The sequence below is a fragment of the Achromobacter pestifer genome (assembly GCF_902859625.1).
Classification (GTDB): Bacteria; Pseudomonadota; Gammaproteobacteria; order Burkholderiales; family Burkholderiaceae_B; genus Achromobacter; species Achromobacter pestifer.
Genome location: NZ_CADIJX010000002.1, coordinates 972,583 through 991,000 on the forward strand (window position 1 = coordinate 972,583; position 18,418 = coordinate 991,000).

General features: G+C 64.7%; 13 protein-coding genes. 6 read left to right on the forward strand and 7 right to left on the reverse strand.

The genetic code is table 11. The annotated features are described in order from the left end of the window. Positions 1-110: 110 nt before the first annotated feature. Positions 111-1,724 carry a GMC family oxidoreductase gene (locus HV753_RS11245; protein ID WP_175174510.1) on the forward strand — a complete coding sequence of 538 codons (1,614 nt, stop codon included), beginning with the start codon at positions 111-113 and terminating at the stop codon, positions 1,722-1,724. Here the strand turns inward: HV753_RS11245 and cfa are convergent. After that, a complete protein-coding gene (gene cfa / locus HV753_RS11250) occupies positions 1,721-2,908 on the reverse strand; it encodes a cyclopropane fatty acyl phospholipid synthase (RefSeq protein ID WP_175174511.1) in 1,188 nt (395 codons plus the stop codon). The genes HV753_RS11245 and cfa overlap by 4 nt on opposite strands. A gap of 318 nt (positions 2,909-3,226) precedes the next feature. On the opposite strand from cfa, the gene HV753_RS11255 reads away from it, so the two are divergent. From HV753_RS11255 to greB, 3 genes are all read left to right on the forward strand, one after another. After that, positions 3,227-4,162, forward strand: a complete 936-nt coding sequence (locus HV753_RS11255) for an alpha/beta fold hydrolase (protein ID WP_175174512.1) — start codon at positions 3,227-3,229, stop codon at positions 4,160-4,162. Positions 4,163-4,232: 70 nt separating this feature from the next. Continuing rightward, positions 4,233-5,078, forward strand: a complete 846-nt coding sequence (locus HV753_RS11260; protein ID WP_175174513.1) for a 3',5'-nucleoside bisphosphate phosphatase — start codon at positions 4,233-4,235, stop codon at positions 5,076-5,078. Between the two features lie 68 nt (positions 5,079-5,146). Next, positions 5,147-5,695, forward strand: coding sequence for a transcription elongation factor GreB (gene greB, locus HV753_RS11265; protein ID WP_175174514.1), 549 nt, complete (start codon positions 5,147-5,149; stop codon positions 5,693-5,695). 447 nt (positions 5,696-6,142) lie between these two features. On the opposite strand, the gene HV753_RS11270 is transcribed toward greB, so the two are convergent. The 3 genes from HV753_RS11270 to HV753_RS11280 form a co-directional block, all read right to left on the reverse strand. After that, positions 6,143-7,171, reverse strand: a complete 1,029-nt coding sequence (locus tag HV753_RS11270) for a DctP family TRAP transporter solute-binding subunit (RefSeq protein ID WP_175174515.1) — start codon at positions 7,169-7,171, stop codon at positions 6,143-6,145. 96 nt (positions 7,172-7,267) lie between these two features. Further along, complete coding sequence (locus HV753_RS11275) at positions 7,268-8,566, reverse strand: TRAP transporter large permease (protein ID WP_175174516.1); 1,299 nt, start codon at positions 8,564-8,566, stop codon at positions 7,268-7,270. Beyond that, positions 8,563-9,102 carry a TRAP transporter small permease gene (locus HV753_RS11280; protein WP_175174517.1) on the reverse strand — a complete coding sequence of 180 codons (540 nt, stop codon included), beginning with the start codon at positions 9,100-9,102 and terminating at the stop codon, positions 8,563-8,565. Before HV753_RS11280 ends, HV753_RS11275 begins: the two co-directional genes overlap by 4 nt. 356 nt (positions 9,103-9,458) lie before the next feature. Here HV753_RS11280 and purL point away from each other — a divergent pair, with 356 nt between their 5' ends. Further along, positions 9,459-13,508 carry a phosphoribosylformylglycinamidine synthase gene (gene purL, locus HV753_RS11285; RefSeq protein ID WP_175174518.1) on the forward strand — a complete coding sequence of 1,350 codons (4,050 nt, stop codon included), beginning with the start codon at positions 9,459-9,461 and terminating at the stop codon, positions 13,506-13,508. A gap of 77 nt (positions 13,509-13,585) precedes the next feature. Here the strand turns inward: purL and HV753_RS11290 are convergent, their stop codons facing one another. Then, positions 13,586-14,494, reverse strand: coding sequence for a LysR substrate-binding domain-containing protein (locus tag HV753_RS11290; protein ID WP_175174519.1), 909 nt, complete (start codon positions 14,492-14,494; stop codon positions 13,586-13,588). Between the two features lie 230 nt (positions 14,495-14,724). On the opposite strand from HV753_RS11290, the gene HV753_RS11295 reads away from it, so the two are divergent. Then, on the forward strand, positions 14,725-16,353 hold the full coding sequence (locus tag HV753_RS11295; RefSeq protein WP_175174520.1) for a methyl-accepting chemotaxis protein: 1,629 nt from the start codon (positions 14,725-14,727) through the stop codon (positions 16,351-16,353). Positions 16,354-16,443: 90 nt separating this feature from the next. Here HV753_RS11295 and HV753_RS11300 read toward each other — a convergent pair whose 3' ends face one another. Then, positions 16,444-17,433 carry a Bug family tripartite tricarboxylate transporter substrate binding protein gene (locus HV753_RS11300; RefSeq protein ID WP_175174521.1) on the reverse strand — a complete coding sequence of 330 codons (990 nt, stop codon included), beginning with the start codon at positions 17,431-17,433 and terminating at the stop codon, positions 16,444-16,446. Positions 17,434-17,452: 19 nt separating this feature from the next. Beyond that, positions 17,453-18,409: an alpha/beta hydrolase gene (locus tag HV753_RS11305; protein WP_175174522.1), complete on the reverse strand. Its 957-nt coding sequence runs from the start codon at positions 18,407-18,409 to the stop codon at positions 17,453-17,455. Positions 18,410-18,418 lie beyond the last annotated feature (9 nt).

An 18,418-nucleotide genomic window follows, 5' to 3' on the forward strand; every position in this document is an offset into this window, starting at 1 on the left:
CCGCTACGCCAGAGTCATGCCAGATGCCTGGCGCGCGTACAGACGCCGTAGCCGGGTCGGCTCACCAGGCGGCAGCCCCCAAAGCGCCGCCCACCAGATAAGAAGAGCTTATGGAGACATACGACATCATCATCGTGGGGGCGGGGTCGGCCGGTTGCGTGCTGGCCAACCGCCTGAGCCAGGATCCGGGCACCCGGGTGCTGCTGCTGGAGGCTGGCGGACGCGATAACTACCATTGGATTCATATTCCGGTGGGATATCTGTATTGCATCGGCAACCCACGCACGGACTGGATGTACCGCACGGTCAAGGAGCCCGGCCTGGGCGGCCGCTCGCTGATCTATCCGCGGGGCCGCGTGCTGGGCGGATGTTCGTCCATCAACGGCATGATCTACATGCGCGGACAGCGGGAAGACTACGAGGATTGGGCGAAGCTGTCGGGCGACCCGGCCTGGAGCTGGGATCAGGTGCTGCCTATTTTCAAGCGCAGCGAGGACTACCATCGCGGCGCCGACGAGTTTCACGGCGCGGGCGGCGAATGGCGGGTCGAGGCGCAGCGGTTACGGTGGGACATCCTGGAAGCATTCGCGGGCGCCGCCGAACAAGAGGGCATTCCCCGCGTGCAGGACTTCAATCGTGGCGACAACTTTGGTAGCGGCTATTTTGAAGTGAACCAACGGCGCGGCTGGCGATGGAACACGTCCAAGGCGTTCTTGCGGCCTGTCGCGAAACGTCCCAATCTGCACGTGATGACGGGCGCGGTGGCCGAGCAACTGGTGTTCGAAGGCAAGCGCTGCGTGGGGGTGCAACTGCGGCGCAATGGGCAAAGCGTGACCGTGCGCGCAAGCCGAGAAGTGGTGCTGGCGGCGGGGGCGGTCAATACGCCGCATCTGCTGGAGCAGTCGGGCATTGGCGAACCTGCCCGCCTGCGTGAAAGCGGCATCGCGCTACGCCATGCCTTGCCCGGCGTGGGCGAGAATCTACAAGACCATCTGCAACTGCGGGTCATCATCAAGGTCAATGGCGTGAAGACGCTGAACCGCATTGCCTCATCCTGGTGGGGCAAGGCCGGCATCGGCCTGGAATACCTGGTCAACCGCAGTGGCCCGATGAGCATGGCGCCGTCCCAGCTGGGGGCGTTTGCCAAGTCCGACCCGGGGCAGGCCCGCGCCAATGTCGAATTCCATGTGCAGCCGCTGTCGTTGGGGGCGTTCGGCGAACCCTTGCATGGCTTTGACGCTTTCACTGCCAGCGTGTGCAATCTGCGGCCGACCTCGCGTGGCAGCATCCATGCACAAGGGCCGGTGGGTTCGCCGGAGGCGGCCACGCCCGTCATCGCGGCCAACTACCTGAGCACGGAAGCGGATATACAAGTGGCGGCTGATTCGATCCGGCTGGTGCGCCGCATTGCCGCCGCACCGGCCTTGCAGCGCTATCAGCCGCAAGAGTGGCTGCCGGGCCCGGCGTACCAGACGGACGAGCAACTGCGCGAAGCCGCCGGCAAGATCGGCACGACCATCTTTCACCCGGTGGGCACCTGCGCCATGGGCAAGAACGCCGACAGCGGCGCGGTGGTTGACGCGCGGCTGCGGGTGTTCGGGCTGGAGGGGCTGCGTGTTGCCGATGCGTCGGTCATGCCGTTGATTACCTCGGGCAATACCAATTCACCGACCATCATGATCGCGGAACGTGCCGCCGACATGATCCGCGAGGACGCTGCTTAACGCAGGGACCGGTAGGTGTCCTGACGCTGCGGGTGCGTCAGCATCACCTGCCAGAGCTGCCCCTCGCGCGAGCGGAAGAAACCGGCGCAACACATCAGATAGTATTTCCACATGCGGTAGAAGCGTGTGCCGTAGCGCGCTTGCAGCGCGGGCCACGCGCGTTCAAACCGGTCCCACCAGGCCATCAGCGTGCGGTCGTAGTCGGCGCCGAAGTTATGCCAGTCTTCGATGATGAAGCGGTGTTCGACGGCGGTTGCGATTTCGCGCGCGGAGGGCAACTTGCCGTTGGGGAACACGTAGCGGTCGATCCAGGGATCGGTGCTTTGGCTGGTGGCGGCGATGCCGATCGTGTGCAGCAGGAAGATGCCATCCGGCGCCATCAGGCGTTGCACATTTGAAAAGTAAGTGTCGTAGTTCTTGGGGCCGACGTGCTCAAACATGCCGACCGACACCACCTTGTCGAAGCTGCCTTGCAAGTCGCGGTAGTCTTGCAGCAGGAGTTGCACCGGCAGGCCCTTGACGCGCTCTTGCGCCAGCGCCAGCTGTTCTTTCGACACGGTCACGCCTGTGACGGTGACGCCATAATTTTCGGCGGCAAACTTGGCCAATCCGCCCCAACCGCAACCGATGTCCAGCAGGGTTTCGCCCGGCTTGAGTTGCAGCTTGCGGCAGATCATGTCCAGCTTGGCCAGTTGGGCTTCTTCCAGCGTCTTGGCGTTTTCCCAGTAGGCGCAGGAATAGATCATGCGGCTGTCCAGCATGGCTTCAAAGACATCGTTGCCCGCGTCGTAGTGCTGTTCACCGACCTCAAAGGCCCGGTGCTTGGATTGCAGGTTGAACAGTTTGTGGCGCAGGTGTTCGGCGATCAGTTTGATGCGGGCCACGCCCAGCGCCGCCGACCCCATGTCCGCGCGCAGCAGGCGGGTGAACAGTTCATCCAACTGGTCGCAATCCCATTCCCCATCCATATAGGACTCGCCCAGCCCCAACGACCAGCTGGCGAAGACACGTTCGTACATGTGCTTGTCGTGCACCTGGATATCCCAGGGGCGCGTGCCGTTGATCTGCACGTCGGCGCGCGACAGCACGTCCTGGAGCACTTTGGGCGGTTCGGGGGGCGGGGGGCTGACGGCCGGCGATGAATGATCGGCGGTCAGCGGAGAGACAGGACTGCTTTGCTGCATACGGACTCCATATCAATTTTGGGATGACTGATCTGGCAACGCTTGAAGCTTATTACTCTCGTCCTAACTGGCGGGCAACTCCAATTTAATGATTGGATCGGCCCGATAGGCAACGGCAATTCCCTGCCGCGCCGCAGGTACGTTAAAGAGGATGGGCTTGATCGTAGCGAGGCGCGGGCGGAGTGTCCAGCGCGAGAGCAGGGGGGCGGCTGGGCATCCACACTCGCATGCCCTTCAGGTGATTGTTCACCTGGCACGATTACACTAGTCCGCCCAGTGCGCCGCCGTTCGGGCCGCGCCGACCCGTGGAGTATTTTGATGGTGGACGCCAGCCTGCAACCCCGTTTGGACTTCGTCACCTGCGCCAGCCCGGCTGGTTTGCACCGCATGGCGTACTGGGAGTGGGGCGACCCGGCCAATGATCAGGTGTTGCTCTGCGTCCACGGACTGACCCGCAGCGGGCGCGACTTCGACGCGCTGGCACGCCGGTTGGCTGGGCGCTATCGGGTGGTCTGCCCCGATGTGGTGGGACGCGGCCGGTCGGACTGGCTGGCCAATCCCGCGTTCTATACCGTGCCGCAATACGTGTCCGACATGGTCACGCTGGTGGCGCGCTTGCGGCCGGGGCGGCTGGCCTGGGTGGGTACGTCGATGGGCGGACTGATCGGCATGGCGTTGTCGGGCGCCGCCGCGTTCGCGGGCGCCATGCAGGCCATGCGTCCACACGCGGGCATGTTGCCGCCCGGGCAAGGTATTCATCTGGATAAGCTGGTGTTGAACGATGTGGGCCCCCGGCTGGAAACGGGCGCCTTGTCGCGCATTGGCCAGTATGTGGGCGAACCGGGCGAATTCGCCACGTTCGAGGAAGCCGTGGCCACCATGCGCGCCAATTCCCAGACCTTCGGGCCGCATACCGATGCGCAATGGGCGGACCTGGCTCAATACCTGTATCCGGAGTACGGCGGCAAATGGGTCAAGCATTACGATCTGGCACTGGCCCAGCCGCTGGCGGCCCAGACCCCCGAGGAACTGGCTGCCGGCGAGCAGATCCTGTGGCGTTCCTATGACGCAGTGGCGTGCCCGGTGCTGATCGTGCGAGGCGAACTGTCCGACCTGTTGACGCGCGCCACCGTGGACGAAATGCTCGAGCGCAACCCGCGCGCCCAGGCGCTGGAAGTGCCCGGCGTGGGGCACGCGCCGACGCTGATCTCCGACAGCCAGGTGGACCCGGTCGCGGCCTTCCTGCTGGCCTGACTGTCCGCCCCGCGATTATGGGGACGGCCCGGCGCTATCCACGCTGCCGGGCCTTCTCTACAATAGCCCCATGACATCGCCCACCCTGAACATCGATCTGCATTGCCATTCCACCGTCTCGGACGGCGCGCTAGCGCCCCGCGATGTGGCGCAGCGCGCGCACGCCAACGGCGTGGACGTCTGGGCATTGACCGATCATGACGAGGTGGGCGGCTTGGCCGAAGCCGCCAGCATGGCTCAGGAGCTGGGCATGCGCTTTGCCACCGGGGTCGAGATCTCGGTGACGTGGGCCGGCCTGACGGTACACATCGTGGGCTTGCGCTTTGACCCTGCAAACACGGCCTTGGTCGAAGGTCTGCGCAAGACCCGGTCAGGGCGTGCCGAGCGTGCCAAGCGCATCGGCGAACGCCTGGCGGACATGGGCATGCCAGGCGCCTACGAAGGCGCGTTGCCGTTCGCGGGCAATCCGGAACTGATCAGCCGCACGCACTTCGCGCGCTATCTGGTCGAAGCCGGTTACTGCCCCGATGTGCAAACCGTGTTCACAAAGCACTTGGGCGATGACCGCCCCGGCCATGTGCCCATGCAATGGGCCACGTTGGCCGAAGCCGTGGGCTGGATCCGTGGCGCAGGCGGCCTGGCCGTCATTGCGCACCCGGGTCGCTATAAATACACCCCGCTGCAATTTGCCGCGCTGTTCGACGAATTCCTGCAACTTGGGGGCGTGGGCATCGAGGTCAACACGGGCAGCCACACCGCCGAGGAAGCCCGCCAATACGCTGAGGTCGCGCGCCGTTATGGTTTTCTGGCCTCGCGCGGTTCGGATTTCCATAGTCCCAAGGAAAGCCGGATGGACCTGGGCCGTTTGCCGCCGCTGCCGTCCGACTTGAAGCCGGTCTGGCACGACTGGTTCTGACGCGGGCGGCACGCGCCGCCCATCCTGCTAGCCATTGACTGTGATCGCGCCCTTGCGGCGCATGCGCCATGAACAAAGCCTTTGTTAAAGAGTCCGATAACGAGGACGACGACGATCTGCCGCAAGCCCAGGCGCTGCCGGCAGGCACCAAGAACTACATCACCCCCGAAGGCTACGAACGCCTGCGCGGAGAGCTGACGCACCTGATGAACGTGGAGCGTCCGTCCGTCGTGCAAATCGTGTCATGGGCGGCGTCCAACGGCGACCGCTCTGAAAACGGCGACTACCTCTATGGCAAGAAGCGCCTGCGCGAGATCGACCGCCGCATGCGTTTCCTGACCAAGCGGCTGGACATTGCCGAAGTGGTCGATCCGGCCTTGCAGCCCAACCGCGATCAGGTTTTCTTCGGCGCCACGGTGCTGTATTCGGACAAGGCCGGCGAAGACCACAAAGTCACGATCGTTGGCGTGGACGAAGCCGAGCCGCTGGCCGGCAAGATCAGCTGGATCTCGCCGGTGGCGCGCGCACTGATCAAGGCCAGGGAAGGGGACACGGTCGTGCTGCGCACGCCGGGCGGCATCGAAGAGCTGGATATCCTGGAAGTCAGCTACCCGTAATTCGTGGCCAGGCGGCTAGCGGGATTTCGGACGTAGGATGGGTGTAGCGCGAGAGGTTCTAAAGAAGAACGCCCGCGCTCAGCGCGCGCAACCCATCAAGCAGCGCCGCAATTTCTTTGCCATTCACAATGCAAGCGGCGCCTGATGGGTTGCGCGCGCTGCAACGCCCGTGCATTTATGGCGGCCTTCTCGCGCTACACCCATCCTACGAATTGCGGGTCGCCGGGCGCCGGTCGCCATTCGGCGGCCCTGTCGTTCGGCGACCTCGCCATTCGGCGATCCCGCCCATCACCAAACCCCACCCTTCAGCAAATCCCACCCCCAAAAGGAAACAGGCGCCAGCTTGTGGCCGGCGCCTGTTTGGTTGGGAGGGCTCTAACGTCCCTGCCTCGGTGTGGCGGCTTGCGCCGTCGTTCCCCTGGGGCTTGCTGCTAATTCAAATTTCGCTTATTTCTTGCGCGCCGCGATCGACTTTTCGGCCATGTTGACCAGGTCTTCGCCGATCTGCTTCTTCCACTTGTCGTAGACGGGCTGGGTGACCTTGGCGAAGGCGTCATGTTCGGCTGGGGTCAGGGACGTCACGGTGACGCCGTGGCCCGCGATTTCCTTCAGCAGCGACGGATCTTCGGGTGTGACGCCCTTGCGTGCGATCACGATTTGCTGCTTGCCGGCGTCAAGCGCGGCCTGGCGCACGATGTCGCGGTCCTTTTCCGACCAGGAATTCCAGACTTCGCGATTGACCACGAAGATCAGCGGGTCGGCCACGTAGTTCCAGAGCGTCAGGTACTTCTGGCCCACGGTGTACAGCTTGGAGCCCGTGTAGATGGACAGGGGGTTTTCCTGGCCGTCCACCGCGCCGCTGGCGAGCGCCGGCTGCGCGTCGGCCCAGCTCATTTGCGTGGGGTTGGCGCCCAGCGCCGTGAACGTGTCGATGTACAGCGGCGAACCCACCACGCGCAGCTTCATGCCCTTCATGTCTTCGGGCTTCTTGATTTCGCGCTTGGAGTTGCTGAGCTGGCGGTAGCCGTTCTCGCCCCAGGCCAGCGGCACCACGCCCGCCTTTTCGATCAGCTTGAACATTTCGCGGCCCACGTCGCCTTGCACCAAGGCGTCGATGGCGGCGTAATCAGGCATCAGGAAGGGCAGCGAGAACAGGTTCAATTGTTTGACCTGCGGCGACCAATTGATGGTCGAGCCCACCGCCATGTCGATCACACCTTGGCGGATGGCGGTGAATTCGCGCGTCTGGTCGCCCTGGACCAGCGAGGTGCCGGGATAGACCTTGATGTTGATGCGGCCCTGGGTGCGTTCGCGGACCAGGTTGGACCAGATCTCGGCGCCCTGGCCCCACGGGAAGGTGGTGCCCACGACGATGGACAGCTTGTATTCGGGTTTGTAGTTCTGCGCATGCGCGGGCGCCATGCCGACCACGGCGGCGGCGCAAAATGCGGCACCGATCAGGTTGCGGAAGTTCATGTGATGTCTCCTCTCTCTGCGAGTGTGTCTGTTGTTGTGTTGAGATCCAGCACTTCGATAACCTAGCTTCGATAATCCAGCTTCGATAACCCTGCTTCAATAACCCAGCTTGTTCGGCAACCACAGCGCCAGTTGCGGGAACACCAGCACCGCCACCAGCACCAGGAACATGGCCCCCAGCAGCCACACCACCCAACGCACCGTGGACTCCATCGGCACGCGCGCGATGCGGCACGACACCATCAGGTTCACGGCCAGCGGCGGGGTGAACTGGCCCAAGGCCACCTTCAAGGTCAGGATCACGCCGAACCACACCGGATCCCAGCCATAGGCGTTGGCGATCGGCATCAGCAGCGGCACGAAAATCAGGAAGATCGAGATGCCGTCCAGGAACATGCCCACCGTCATCAGCAGCAGGATCAAGAGCGACAGCACGCCCCATTCGCCCAGGCCGGAATTGACGATGGCGTTGGTGATCGGGTCGATGACGCTAAGCGTGGACAAGGCCCAGGCGAAGATGCCGGCCAGCGTCACCACCAGCATGATGACGGCGGATAGTTCGGCGGCTTCGCGCAGAATCTTGTACAGGTCGCGGAATTTGATCGTGCGGTGAATGAAGCCGCCCACGAACAAGCCGTAGAACACGGCAACGACGGCCGCTTCGGTGGGCGTGAACCAGCCCATGCGCATGCCGCCCAGGATCAGCACCGGCGCGGCCAGGCCCCAGGACGCTTCGCGCAGGCTGGCCCAGAAGGGCGGACGCGGCAAGTGGGCTTCCAGCGCGCCCATCTTGTACTTGCGCGACAGCCACACGGCGGGAATGATCAGCGCGAAGCCGGCCAGGACGCCCGGGATCATGCCGGCGGCAAACAGCGCGGGAACCGACGCGCCCGGCACCAGCACCGAATAGATGATGAAGGCCACGGACGGGGGGATCAGAATGTCGGTGGCGGCGCCCGCGGCAACCACGGCGGCGGAGAACGAACCTGGATAGCCCGCACGCGACATGGCCGTGATCATCACGGCGCCCACGGCCGCCGCGCACGCCGGGCCGGAACCCGAGATGCCGCCCAGGAACATGGCCACTGCGATCGACACCAACGGCAGCATGCCCGGGCCACGGCCCACGATGGCGATGGCGAAATCCACCAGCCGCTTGGCCACGCCCGAGCGGTCGAAGATGGAGCCGACCAGCACGAACATGGGGATGGCCAGCAGCGGGTACTTGGCCAGGCCCGCGTAGAAATTCTGCGGCACGGTCAACAGGCCATACCAGGGCGTGTCCAGGTTGGACAGCACGATTGCGACAGTGCCGCCAATGCCCAGCGCCACGCCGACGGGCACGCCGATCAGCATCAGGACGATGAAGACCACGAAGAGCAGGGTGGCGATCATGCGGCGTCCTTCACACCGTTTCGCACCAGGCGGCGGATCGTGCCCACCGTGCGCAGCGAGATCGCGGCCGCCATCACGGGCAGCCAGATCGAATACCACCAGGTCGGCACGCCGATCGCGGGGGAGGTCTCTTCGTAAACGAATTCGTCCGTGACAAGCTTTACCGACAGCACGGTCAGCAACAGGAAGAATGCCAGCACGCAGCTGTTTGAAATCAGCGCCATGATGTACTGGCGGCGCGGCGAGCCGTTGTCCGCCAGGATCTCGATGCGGATGTGGTGGTTGCGCACAAAGGCCACGCTGCCGCCCGCCATCGTCAGCACGATCAACAGGAACACCGAGATTTCTTCTGTCCACGCAAACGACTGGTCGGTGAAATAGCGCACCAGCACGTTCATGAAGGTGATCAGGGCCAGGACGGCCAGCAAGATCACGGCCAGCCAGTCTTCGATGGCCAGCGGCACCTTTACGGCGGGATCTGCTTCAACGGGGATGATCGGTTCGACGGGCTCGACAGGGGCTTCGGGGCGGGACATGGGGTGAGGCGACGGCTTCGGCGCTGAACGCGCGTTCTAGGAATAAGGTCGCTGCATCCTACCGTTGCCCTGGAGACGCGGTAGTTCGTGTTTTCCCGTGGTGCGGGGCGACAACAACATGTTGCGCTGCATCAGAGGCGCCGGCGCAAGAGGGCAGGCGTCATGGATAAACCGCGACGCTTGGGGCACTTGCCTGAAATATTGCTATGCACCATGCCAGTGCGCCGACGCTGGAATTCTTTTGTAACAATGGGGAAAACAAGGGGTTGGGACGTGTCTTGAACAAGCGCTCCGGGAAAACCCCCTAAACAGGTAAAATCACTTTTTTGCACCCATCCTTATACGGCGCCCGCATCGTGTCCCTAGTTCAGCATCTGCCTGGTTCCTCCGTCCTGTCCTCCTTTCGTCGTGATCGCCTTCTGGCGCAACTGAAGGAAGCCGGCCTACCGGTGGCCGACATCTCCGCTCGTTACGAGCACTTCGTCAGCACCGACGCCGCCCTGACGGCCGAACAGCAGCAACACCTGACCCAACTGCTGGATTACGGCACGCCCAGCATGGGCGACGTGCCAGCCAAGAGCCTGTCGCTGCTGGTCATTCCGCGCCTGGGCACCATTTCCCCGTGGGCCAGCAAGGCCACCGACATTGCCCACAACTGTGGCCTGTCGTCGGTACACCGCATCGAACGCGGCGTGCGCTACGTGATCACTCCGGAACGTGGCCTGCTGGGCGCGAAGTCCTTCGACGACGCCATGCTGGCGCGCGCGGCCGACTGCCTGCACGACCGCATGACCGAAACCGTGGTCGATGCCGGTTTTGACGGCCAGGCCCTGTTCCAGACGCTGGCCGGCAAGCCGATGCGCACCGTGGGCGTGCTGGCCAACGGCGTGGCCGCCCTGGCGGACGCGAACGTCTCGCTGGGCCTGGCCTTGTCGGAAGACGAAATCGAATACCTGGCCAAGTCCTTCACCGACCTGGGGCGCGACCCCACCGACGTGGAACTGATGATGTTCGCGCAAGCCAACAGCGAACACTGCCGCCACAAGATCTTCAACGCTGAATGGGTGATCGACGGCCAGTCGCAGCCCAACACGCTGTTCGGCATGATCCGCGCCACGCACAAGGCGCAGCCGGAAGGCACGGTCGTTGCCTACTCGGACAACGCCGCCATCATGGCAGGCGGCCCTGCGCAGCGCTTCCAGGCGGGCGTGCCGGGTGTCACGGGCGAGGGCGCCGATGGCGCCAAGTACATCCGCCGCGACACCACCGTGCACACGCTGATGAAGGTGGAAACGCACAACCACCCGACCGCGATCGCACCGTTCCCCGGCGCATCCACCGGCAATGGCGGCGAAATCCGCGACGAAGGCGCAACCGGCCGCGGCTCCAAGCCCAAGGCCGGCCTGACCGGTTTCACCGTGTCGCACCTGCGTTTTGACGACGCGCTGCAACCTTGGGAAGCCGACCATCACGGCCTGCCGGATCGCATCGCCTCGCCGCTGTCCATCATGATCGACGGCCCCATCGGCGGCGCGGCGTTCAACAATGAATTCGGCCGGCCCAACCTGCTTGGCTACTTCCGTTCGTTTGAACAGACCGCTGGCGGCACGCGCTGGGGCTATCACAAGCCCATCATGATCGCGGGCGGCCTGGGCAGCATCGACGCGGGCCTGACCCACAAGGACGTGATTCCTCCCGGCGCGCTGCTGATCCAGCTGGGCGGCCCGGGCTTTCGCATCGGCATGGGCGGCGGCGCTGCCTCCAGCATCAGCATGGGCAGCAACTCGGCCGAACTGGACTTTGATTCCGTCCAGCGCGGCAACCCGGAAATCGAACGCCGCGCGCAGGAAGTCATCGACCGCTGCTGGCAGCAGGCCGAGAACAACCCCATCATCGCGATCCACGACGTGGGCGCGGGCGGTCTGTCCAACGCTTTCCCCGAATTGGTCAACGACGCGGGCCGTGGCGCCATCTTTGACCTGAAGCGCGTGCCGCTGGAAGAATCGGGCCTGTCGCCCGCTGAAATCTGGAGCAACGAATCGCAGGAACGCTACGTCCTGTCGATCCTGCCCAAGGATCTGGAACGCTTTGACGCCATCGCGCGCCGGGAACGCTGCCCGTACGCGGTGGTGGGCGTGGCAACTGAAGAGCGCCAATTGCGCGTGGTGGACGGCGAGGGCCTGCCTGGCCTGGACGCGATCCGCCCGCAAGGCGAAGCCGAAGTGCGTCCCGTGGACGTGCCGATCGACGTGATCCTGGGCAAGCCGCCGCGCATGACGCGCGACGTTCGTCGCCTGCCCGGCGTGTCGGCCCCGCTGGACCTGGCTGGCATCGACCTGACCGAAGCCGCCTACCGCGTGCTGCGCCACCCGACGGTGGCCAACAAGTCGTTCCTGATCACGATCGGCGACCGCACCGTGGGTGGCCTGTCCAGCCGCGATCAGATGGTTGGCCCGTGGCAAGTCCCGGTGGCCGACTGCGCCGTGACGCTGGCTGACTACGAAGGCTTCCGCGGGGAAGCCATGTCGATGGGCGAACGCACCCCCATCGCCATGCTGGACGCTCCTGCCTCCGGCCGCATGGCCGTGGCGGAAGCCCTGACCAACCTGGCCGCCGCCGACGTGGCACGCCTGGAAGACATCAAGCTGTCGGCCAACTGGATGGCGGCCTGCGGCGTGGACGGTCAAGACGCCGCGCTGTATGACACCGTGTCCGCGGTCAGCGAACTGTGCCAGGCCACCGGCCTGTCCATTCCGGTGGGCAAGGATTCCCTGTCCATGAAGACGTCCTGGGAACAGGACGGCGAGCAGCGTCAGGTGGTGGCGCCGGTGTCGCTGGTCATCACGGCGTTCGCGCCGGTGGCCGACGTGCGCGCCAGCCTGACGCCGCAGCTGCGCACCGACGCGGGCGACAGCGTGCTGATCCTGATCGACCTGGGCCGTGGCCGTCACCGCATGGGCGGTTCGATCCTGGCGCAGACCTATAACCAGGTCGGCGAGACCGTGCCGGACATCGATTCGCCGCAAGACCTGCGCGCCTTCTTCGTCACGATCCGCACCCTGGCGGAAGCCGGCACGCTCTTGGCTTACCACGACCGTTCCGACGGCGGCCTGTTTGCCACCCTGACCGAAATGGCCTTCGCTGGCCGCACCGGCATCTCGGTGAACCTGGACATGCTGACCTTCGATCCTCAATCGGCCGATTGGGGCGACTTCAAGATCCGCCCCGAACAGGTGGCGGTGCAGCGCGAAGAACTGACGCTCAAGGCCTTGTTCTCGGAAGAAGCGGGCGCCGTGATCCAGGTGCCGGCTGCCCAACGCGATGCCGTCATGCAAGTGCTGCGCGGCGCCGGCCTGTCGGCCCACTCGCACGTCATCGGCGGCCTGAACGGCGCCGACGAAGTGGAGTTCTACCGCGACGGCAAAAAGGTCTGGGGCCAGCCGCGCGCTGACCTGGGCCGCGCCTGGAGCGAAGTGTCCTACCGCATCATGGCTCGCCGCGACAACCCCGCATGCGCGCAGGCGGAACTGGACGTCTGGAACGACACCAAGGACCCGGGCATGAGCCCGAGCGTGGCTTTCGATCCGCAAGACAACGTGGCTGCGCCGTTCATCAACACCGGCCGCCGTCCGCGGGTGGCGATCCTGCGCGAGCAGGGTTGCAACAGCCAAGTCGAAATGGCTTGGGCGTTTGATACCTCGGGTTTCGAGGCCATCGACGTCCACATGACCGATCTGCTGGCCGGCCGCGTGGACCTGGGGCAGATGCAAGGCCTGGTGGCCGTGGGCGGTTTCAGCTACGGCGACGTGCTGGGCGCTGGCGAAGGCTGGGCGCGCACGATCCGTTTCAATAGCCAGTTGTCGGACCAGTTCGCCGCGTATTTCGCGCGTCCGGACACGTTCGCGCTGGGCGTGTGCAACGGTTGCCAGATGATGGCGGCATTGGCGCCGATGATCCCGGGTGCCGAGCACTGGCCGCGCTTCACGCGCAACCAGTCGGAAAAGTACGAAGCCCGTCTGTCGATGGTGGAATTGGCCAAGTCGCCATCCATCTTCTTCGCTGGCATGGAAGGCGCCCGCATCCCGGTGGCCGTCGCCCATGGCGAAGGGTTTGCCGACTTCTCGCAGCAAGGCGACGCCAGCCGCGTGCTGACCGCCGCGCGCTACATCGACAACCGTGGCCAGGCGACCGAAGCCTATCCGTTCAACCCGAACGGCAGCCCGGGTGGCCTGACGTCCGTCACGACCGCCGACGGCCGCTTCACTGTCATGATGCCGCACCCGGAGCGCGTGACCCGCAACGTCATGATGTCCTGGGCGCCCGAGAAATGGGGCAATGCAGACAAGGGCGGCATGTACAGCCCGTGGATGCGCATTTTCCGCAATGCGCGCGTCTGGCTGAAGTAAGGTCGGGTGGCATCCCAGGCCGGCAGTCCGCCGGCTTCAGCAAGAAAACGGGCCTTCGCGGCCCGTTTTTCTTGCGATCAGGATAGGGTGCCGCCTAGCTGCGAGGCCTGGCGTTCAAACTGGGCGACCAGAGCTTCGGCTGCGGGCGTCAGCGGCTGCACCGTACGTTGGAGCAGGCTGATCACATAGCTGGGCAGCGGTTCCTCGATGGGGACGATCTCCAGTTGTTCACGCAGCAATCCGGTCGAGATCAGTGCGGTGGGCAGCAGCGCCATGCGGTCGCTGTTGGCGACCAGGGCGGCCGCATCGATCAATCCGTCGGTATGCATGTCCACCTTGGGCGGGCCTAGTTCGTGCTGGTCGAACACCTGGCAGATGGATGCGCCGGGCTGGCCCGGCGGGCCAGCGATGGTGAATACCACGTCCTGCAAGGCATGCAGCGAGCGCGCTTGCCCCAGTGGGTGACCGCGGCGCGCGGCCATTGCCATCGGGCTTTCCATCAGCGGGCGAGTTTTCAACTGCGAGTCCGGCAGGTCATGGCTTAACGGGCAGATGGCGAAGTCCAGCTGGCCGTCCAACAATTGCGGGGTCAGCGTGTGGCACAGGCCGCTGCGGCTGCTGAGTTCGATCTGCGGATAAATCAGACGGAATCCCTGGATGGCTGACGGCGCCAGGAGCAGGGATGCCACGGCGGAAATGCCATATTGGACCGTGCCCAGGCGATCGCCGCGCATCTGCGCCATGGTGTCGCGCGCGCGTTTGGTCTCGTGAACAAGGTGTTGGGCGTGGGGCAGGAAGCGTCTGCCGTAATCGTTGGGGCGCATGCCTTTGGCATGCCGGTCAAATAGCGGCAGGCCCAGCGTGCGCTCCAGACGGCGCAGGGACTTGGTCATGGCGGGTTGGGTTTGTCCGGTGGCCCGGGCCGCCGCATGGACGCTGCCGTGTTGCGTGACGGCAAGAAAATCAAATACCTGCTGCAACTTCATAGTGATGTCCCCCTTTTTAATTGTGCTGTGGCTTCGGCTCTTGGTTTGCCCGGTTGGGCCTGCATCTTGCGTGCTCAATGACCGTAGTTCATTCACATCCGGCAAGCAAGTCAGGGGCCGGGCATGTGCTTGACTGATATCAAAGGCATGTAACCCAATGAGATACTTAACTTTTCATTGCATGAGGTCGTTAACCCCAGGAGCGTTACGCAACCCCGGAGTGGCCTTTCATGTTCAAGAATTTGAGTATCCGCGCAATCCTGACGTCCGCCTTGGGCGTCTTCTTTGCGCTTTTCCTGATTACCGGCATCGCCGTGTATCAACAACTGACGTCCAACCGCACTTCGATCGAATTGCTGCTGGACACTAACCTGGTCCGCGCCAATGCGGTGGACGGCGCAGGCGCCGAATTGCTGCGCGCACGGCTGGTTCTGCTGGCGGCCCAGAGCGCGCTGCTGGAAGGCAAGAGCATCGACAATCTGGCCAGCATGCAGCGGCTGGACGGCTATACGAAAAAGGCGTCCGACCTGATCGACATCGCCCGCAAGCAGCCCGAGACGTCGGCCGAGGGCAAGCCCTTGTTCGACGCCGCGCTGGCCGCCTACGACGTCTACCAACGCGACGCCATTGCGCCGATGGTGGCCGCCATTCGTGCCGGTAAGCCGCAGGATGCCAGCCGGTTGAATCTGGAAAAGGTCACGCCGCTTGGCATCGCCTTCACGCAGGCCATCCAGAAATACGTGGACTATGCGGATGACGTGGGCCAGCGCGTGGCCCGCGAGACATCCGCGCGCATCAACGGCGCGATTGTGCTGCTGATCTGTCTGTTGGCGGTGGTGGCCGTGCTGGTGGTGGGCCTGTATGCGATCTTCGCCCGCTCGGTATTTCGTCCGCTGCACGACGCCGGCCGCTTGTTTGATCGCATCGCGGGCGGTGATCTCAGCAACCGCATCGAACAGCGCGGCGACAACGAGATCGGCGTGCTGTATGCCGCCGTCAAGCGCATGCAAGACAGCCTGGCTCGCACGGTTTCCGCGGTGCGCCTGGGCGTGGAAGAGATCCACACCGGCTCGCGCGAGATCGCGGCCGGCAATATCGACCTGTCTTCGCGCACCGAACAACAGGCGGCCTCGCTGGAGGAAACCGCCGCCAGCATGGACGAACTGTCTTCCACGGTTAAGAACAACGCGGATAGTTCGCGCAGCGCTTCGCAGCTGGCAACGGTGGCGTCCGAAGTGGCCACGCGCGGCGGCAAGGCCGTGGGTGACGTGGTGGGCACGATGCGCGGCATCGCGGACAGCTCCAAGCGCATCGCCGACATCGTTGGCGTGATCGACGGCATTGCCTTCCAGACCAATATCCTGGCGTTGAACGCGGCCGTGGAAGCGGCGCGCGCGGGCGAGCAGGGCAAGGGCTTTGCAGTGGTGGCCAGTGAAGTGCGCGCGCTGGCGCAGCGCAGCGGGCAGGCCGCCAAGGAAATCAAGGGCTTGATCGACGAGTCCGTGCAGAAGGTATCGATCGGGTCGGACCAGGTGGAAGCCGCGGGCGCCACCATGCAAGAGATCGTGGTGTCGGTACGCCGTGTGACGGACATCATCAACGAGATTTCCAGCGCGTCCGAAGAGCAGTCGCAAGGCATTCAGCAGGTGAACCAGGCGGTGTCGCAGATGGACAGCGTGACGCAGCAGAACGCGGCGCTGGTCGAGCAGGCTGCGGCGTCGGCCGCGTCGCTTGAGACCCAGGCGCAACGCCTGCGCGAAGCCGTCGCGGTGTTCAAGTTGCAAGCGGGCGGCCGGGTGATCGATGCGGAATCGCCTGCATTGGGACGCGGTGCGGAACCGGCGTTGATCGGGGCCTGATGGCCGCGTGAATTCGCCAATGAAAAATGCCCCGCAAGGGGCTTTTTCAACGTGGGGCCCAGGCAGTGATTCAGCCTTCGGGCCGGCTGCTTACTGGTCCAGCTGGATCTTGGCGTCGGCCGCGACGTTCTTCCACTTCTTCACGTCGCTGGCGATCACCTGCTGGAAGGCATCCGAGGTGCCGGCCACGACCGTGCCGCCCAGGCTGGCCATCTTGGCCTTCACTTCTGGGGTATTCAGAGCCTTCACCGAAGCGTCGTGCAGCTTTTGCTTCACGTCGTCCGGCAGGCCCTTGGGCGCCAGCAATCCGTTCCATGCGTTGGCTTCATAGCGCGGCAGGCCGGCCTCCTTGAAGGTCGGCGTGTCGGGCAGTTCGGGCGAACGGACGTCGGCGGCAATGGCGATCGGACGAATCTGGCCGCCCTTGACGTAAGGCAGGGACGCCGGCACCGGTTCCCAGATCATCGAGACCTGGCCGCTGATCACGTCGGTGAAGGCCGGGCCTGCGCCCCGGTAGGCGATGTGCATGAGCTTGGCGCCCGTCATCGACTTCATCAGTTCCATGGCCAGGTTGCCCAGACCGCCCGCGCCGGACGACGCATAGGTGTAGCGGTCGGGGTTCGCCTTCGAGGTGGCGATCAGCGAGTTCAGGTCCGTAGCGGGGAAATCCTTGGTGACGCTAAGCACGCCCGGCACGGTCACCAATTGGGTGATCGCGGTGAAGTCCTGCACGGCGTCATACGTCAATGACTTGTAGACGGCGGGGTTGGTGCCATGGGTGCTGGACGAGGCCAGCAGCAGGATGTAGCCGTCGGGGGCGGAGTCGGCCACGAAACGGGTGCCGATCGAGCCGCCCGCGCCGGCCTTGTTTTCCACGACCACGGTGGCGCCCAGCTCGGTGCCCAGTTGCGCGGCGAAGACGCGGCCGATGATGTCGGCGGTGCCTCCAGGGGCGAAGGGCACGATCAGGCGGACGGGCTTGGAGGGGTAGCTGGCGGCCTGTTGCGCCGAGGCGGCGCCGGCGGCCAGCGTCGCGCCGCTCAGCAGCGCCAGGGCGATGGTGGATTTCTTGAAGTTCATCTGTGTCTCCAGGCGAAGGTTAGTCGAGGCTGCGGTCGAGCCAATCGACGATCAATCCGGCTATCTGGTCGCTATTGCGGTCCAGCATGCAGAAATGGGAGTTGCCGGCGATGCCAGCGGCGGGCAGGTCCAGCACGTCGGCGCGTGCGCCTGCCCGGCGCAGGGCTCGCCAGTAGGCGTCCGTCTGGGCGCGGTAACGCAGCCAGGTGTCGTCCGCCTGAAAGTGATCGCCCCACACCAGCAGTTGCGGCGGCAACTGACAGGGGATCGACGCGGGCGTGCCCGTGGGTTCCAGGGCAACCACGGCGCGCACCGTGGCGGCGTATTCCTGTGCCAGCAGCGTGGCGAAGCCGCCGCCCTGGCTGTGGCCGAAAACGATGCAGGGGCCCGCCATGTCCAGTAATTGCCGGTAGGCGTCCAGCGCCATGTCGCCGTGCGTCAGCCAGCGCGGCACGAACTGTTTGGCGAAAGTGTCGAAGGCGTCGGTGGGAAACTGTTGCGCGGGATAAGCCTGGCGCGGATGGCCGGCGGGCGCGTAGCCCGAGGCCGGGCCGATGCGGAACAGGCTCCAGGCTTCTTCCTTGGATCGGAAGATCGGCGCGCTGTCGTAGACCTGCGGATACATCGCCCAGGATGCGCGGCCGCGTTCAGGGGCGTCGGACACGAACACGTCATAGCCTGCTTGCAGCAGGCGCCACAGCCAGCCCTGGCGGCCGTCGGGCGTGCTTTCCCACTGCGCGCCCGTCATGCCGCCACCGTGCCACAACAGCACGGGGTAGGGATGAAGCGGCTGCGCCAGCCGGTATTCCTGCACATACAACTGGCCGACGCTGTAGCCGCCGTTCATGTCGATCAAACGCGGCGATGCGTTGTCCACCACCTTTTTCTGCTGCATCGGCACGCCGCCGGCCACGGCTTCGGCGCCGCCCAGAAAATGGCTGCGAATGGATTTAAGCAGGACAGGGGTGTCGGACATCGGCGTTTC

Coding starts and splice junctions, on each gene's coding strand:
- greB (WP_175174514.1), top strand. CDS start 5,147: ATGAACAAAGCCTTTGTTAAAGAGTCCGATAACGAGGACGACGACGAT.
- HV753_RS11275 (WP_175174516.1), bottom strand. CDS start 8,566: ATGATCGCCACCCTGCTCTTCGTGGTCTTCATCGTCCTGATGCTGATC.
- HV753_RS11255 (WP_175174512.1), top strand. CDS start 3,227: ATGGTGGACGCCAGCCTGCAACCCCGTTTGGACTTCGTCACCTGCGCC.
- HV753_RS11260 (WP_175174513.1), top strand. CDS start 4,233: ATGACATCGCCCACCCTGAACATCGATCTGCATTGCCATTCCACCGTC.
- HV753_RS11300 (WP_175174521.1), bottom strand. CDS start 17,433: ATGAACTTCAAGAAATCCACCATCGCCCTGGCGCTGCTGAGCGGCGCG.
- cfa (WP_175174511.1), bottom strand. CDS start 2,908: ATGCAGCAAAGCAGTCCTGTCTCTCCGCTGACCGCCGATCATTCATCG.
- HV753_RS11305 (WP_175174522.1), bottom strand. CDS start 18,409: ATGTCCGACACCCCTGTCCTGCTTAAATCCATTCGCAGCCATTTTCTG.
- HV753_RS11280 (WP_175174517.1), bottom strand. CDS start 9,102: ATGTCCCGCCCCGAAGCCCCTGTCGAGCCCGTCGAACCGATCATCCCC.
- HV753_RS11295 (WP_175174520.1), top strand. CDS start 14,725: ATGTTCAAGAATTTGAGTATCCGCGCAATCCTGACGTCCGCCTTGGGC.
- HV753_RS11245 (WP_175174510.1), top strand. CDS start 111: ATGGAGACATACGACATCATCATCGTGGGGGCGGGGTCGGCCGGTTGC.
- HV753_RS11290 (WP_175174519.1), bottom strand. CDS start 14,494: ATGAAGTTGCAGCAGGTATTTGATTTTCTTGCCGTCACGCAACACGGC.
- HV753_RS11270 (WP_175174515.1), bottom strand. CDS start 7,171: ATGAACTTCCGCAACCTGATCGGTGCCGCATTTTGCGCCGCCGCCGTG.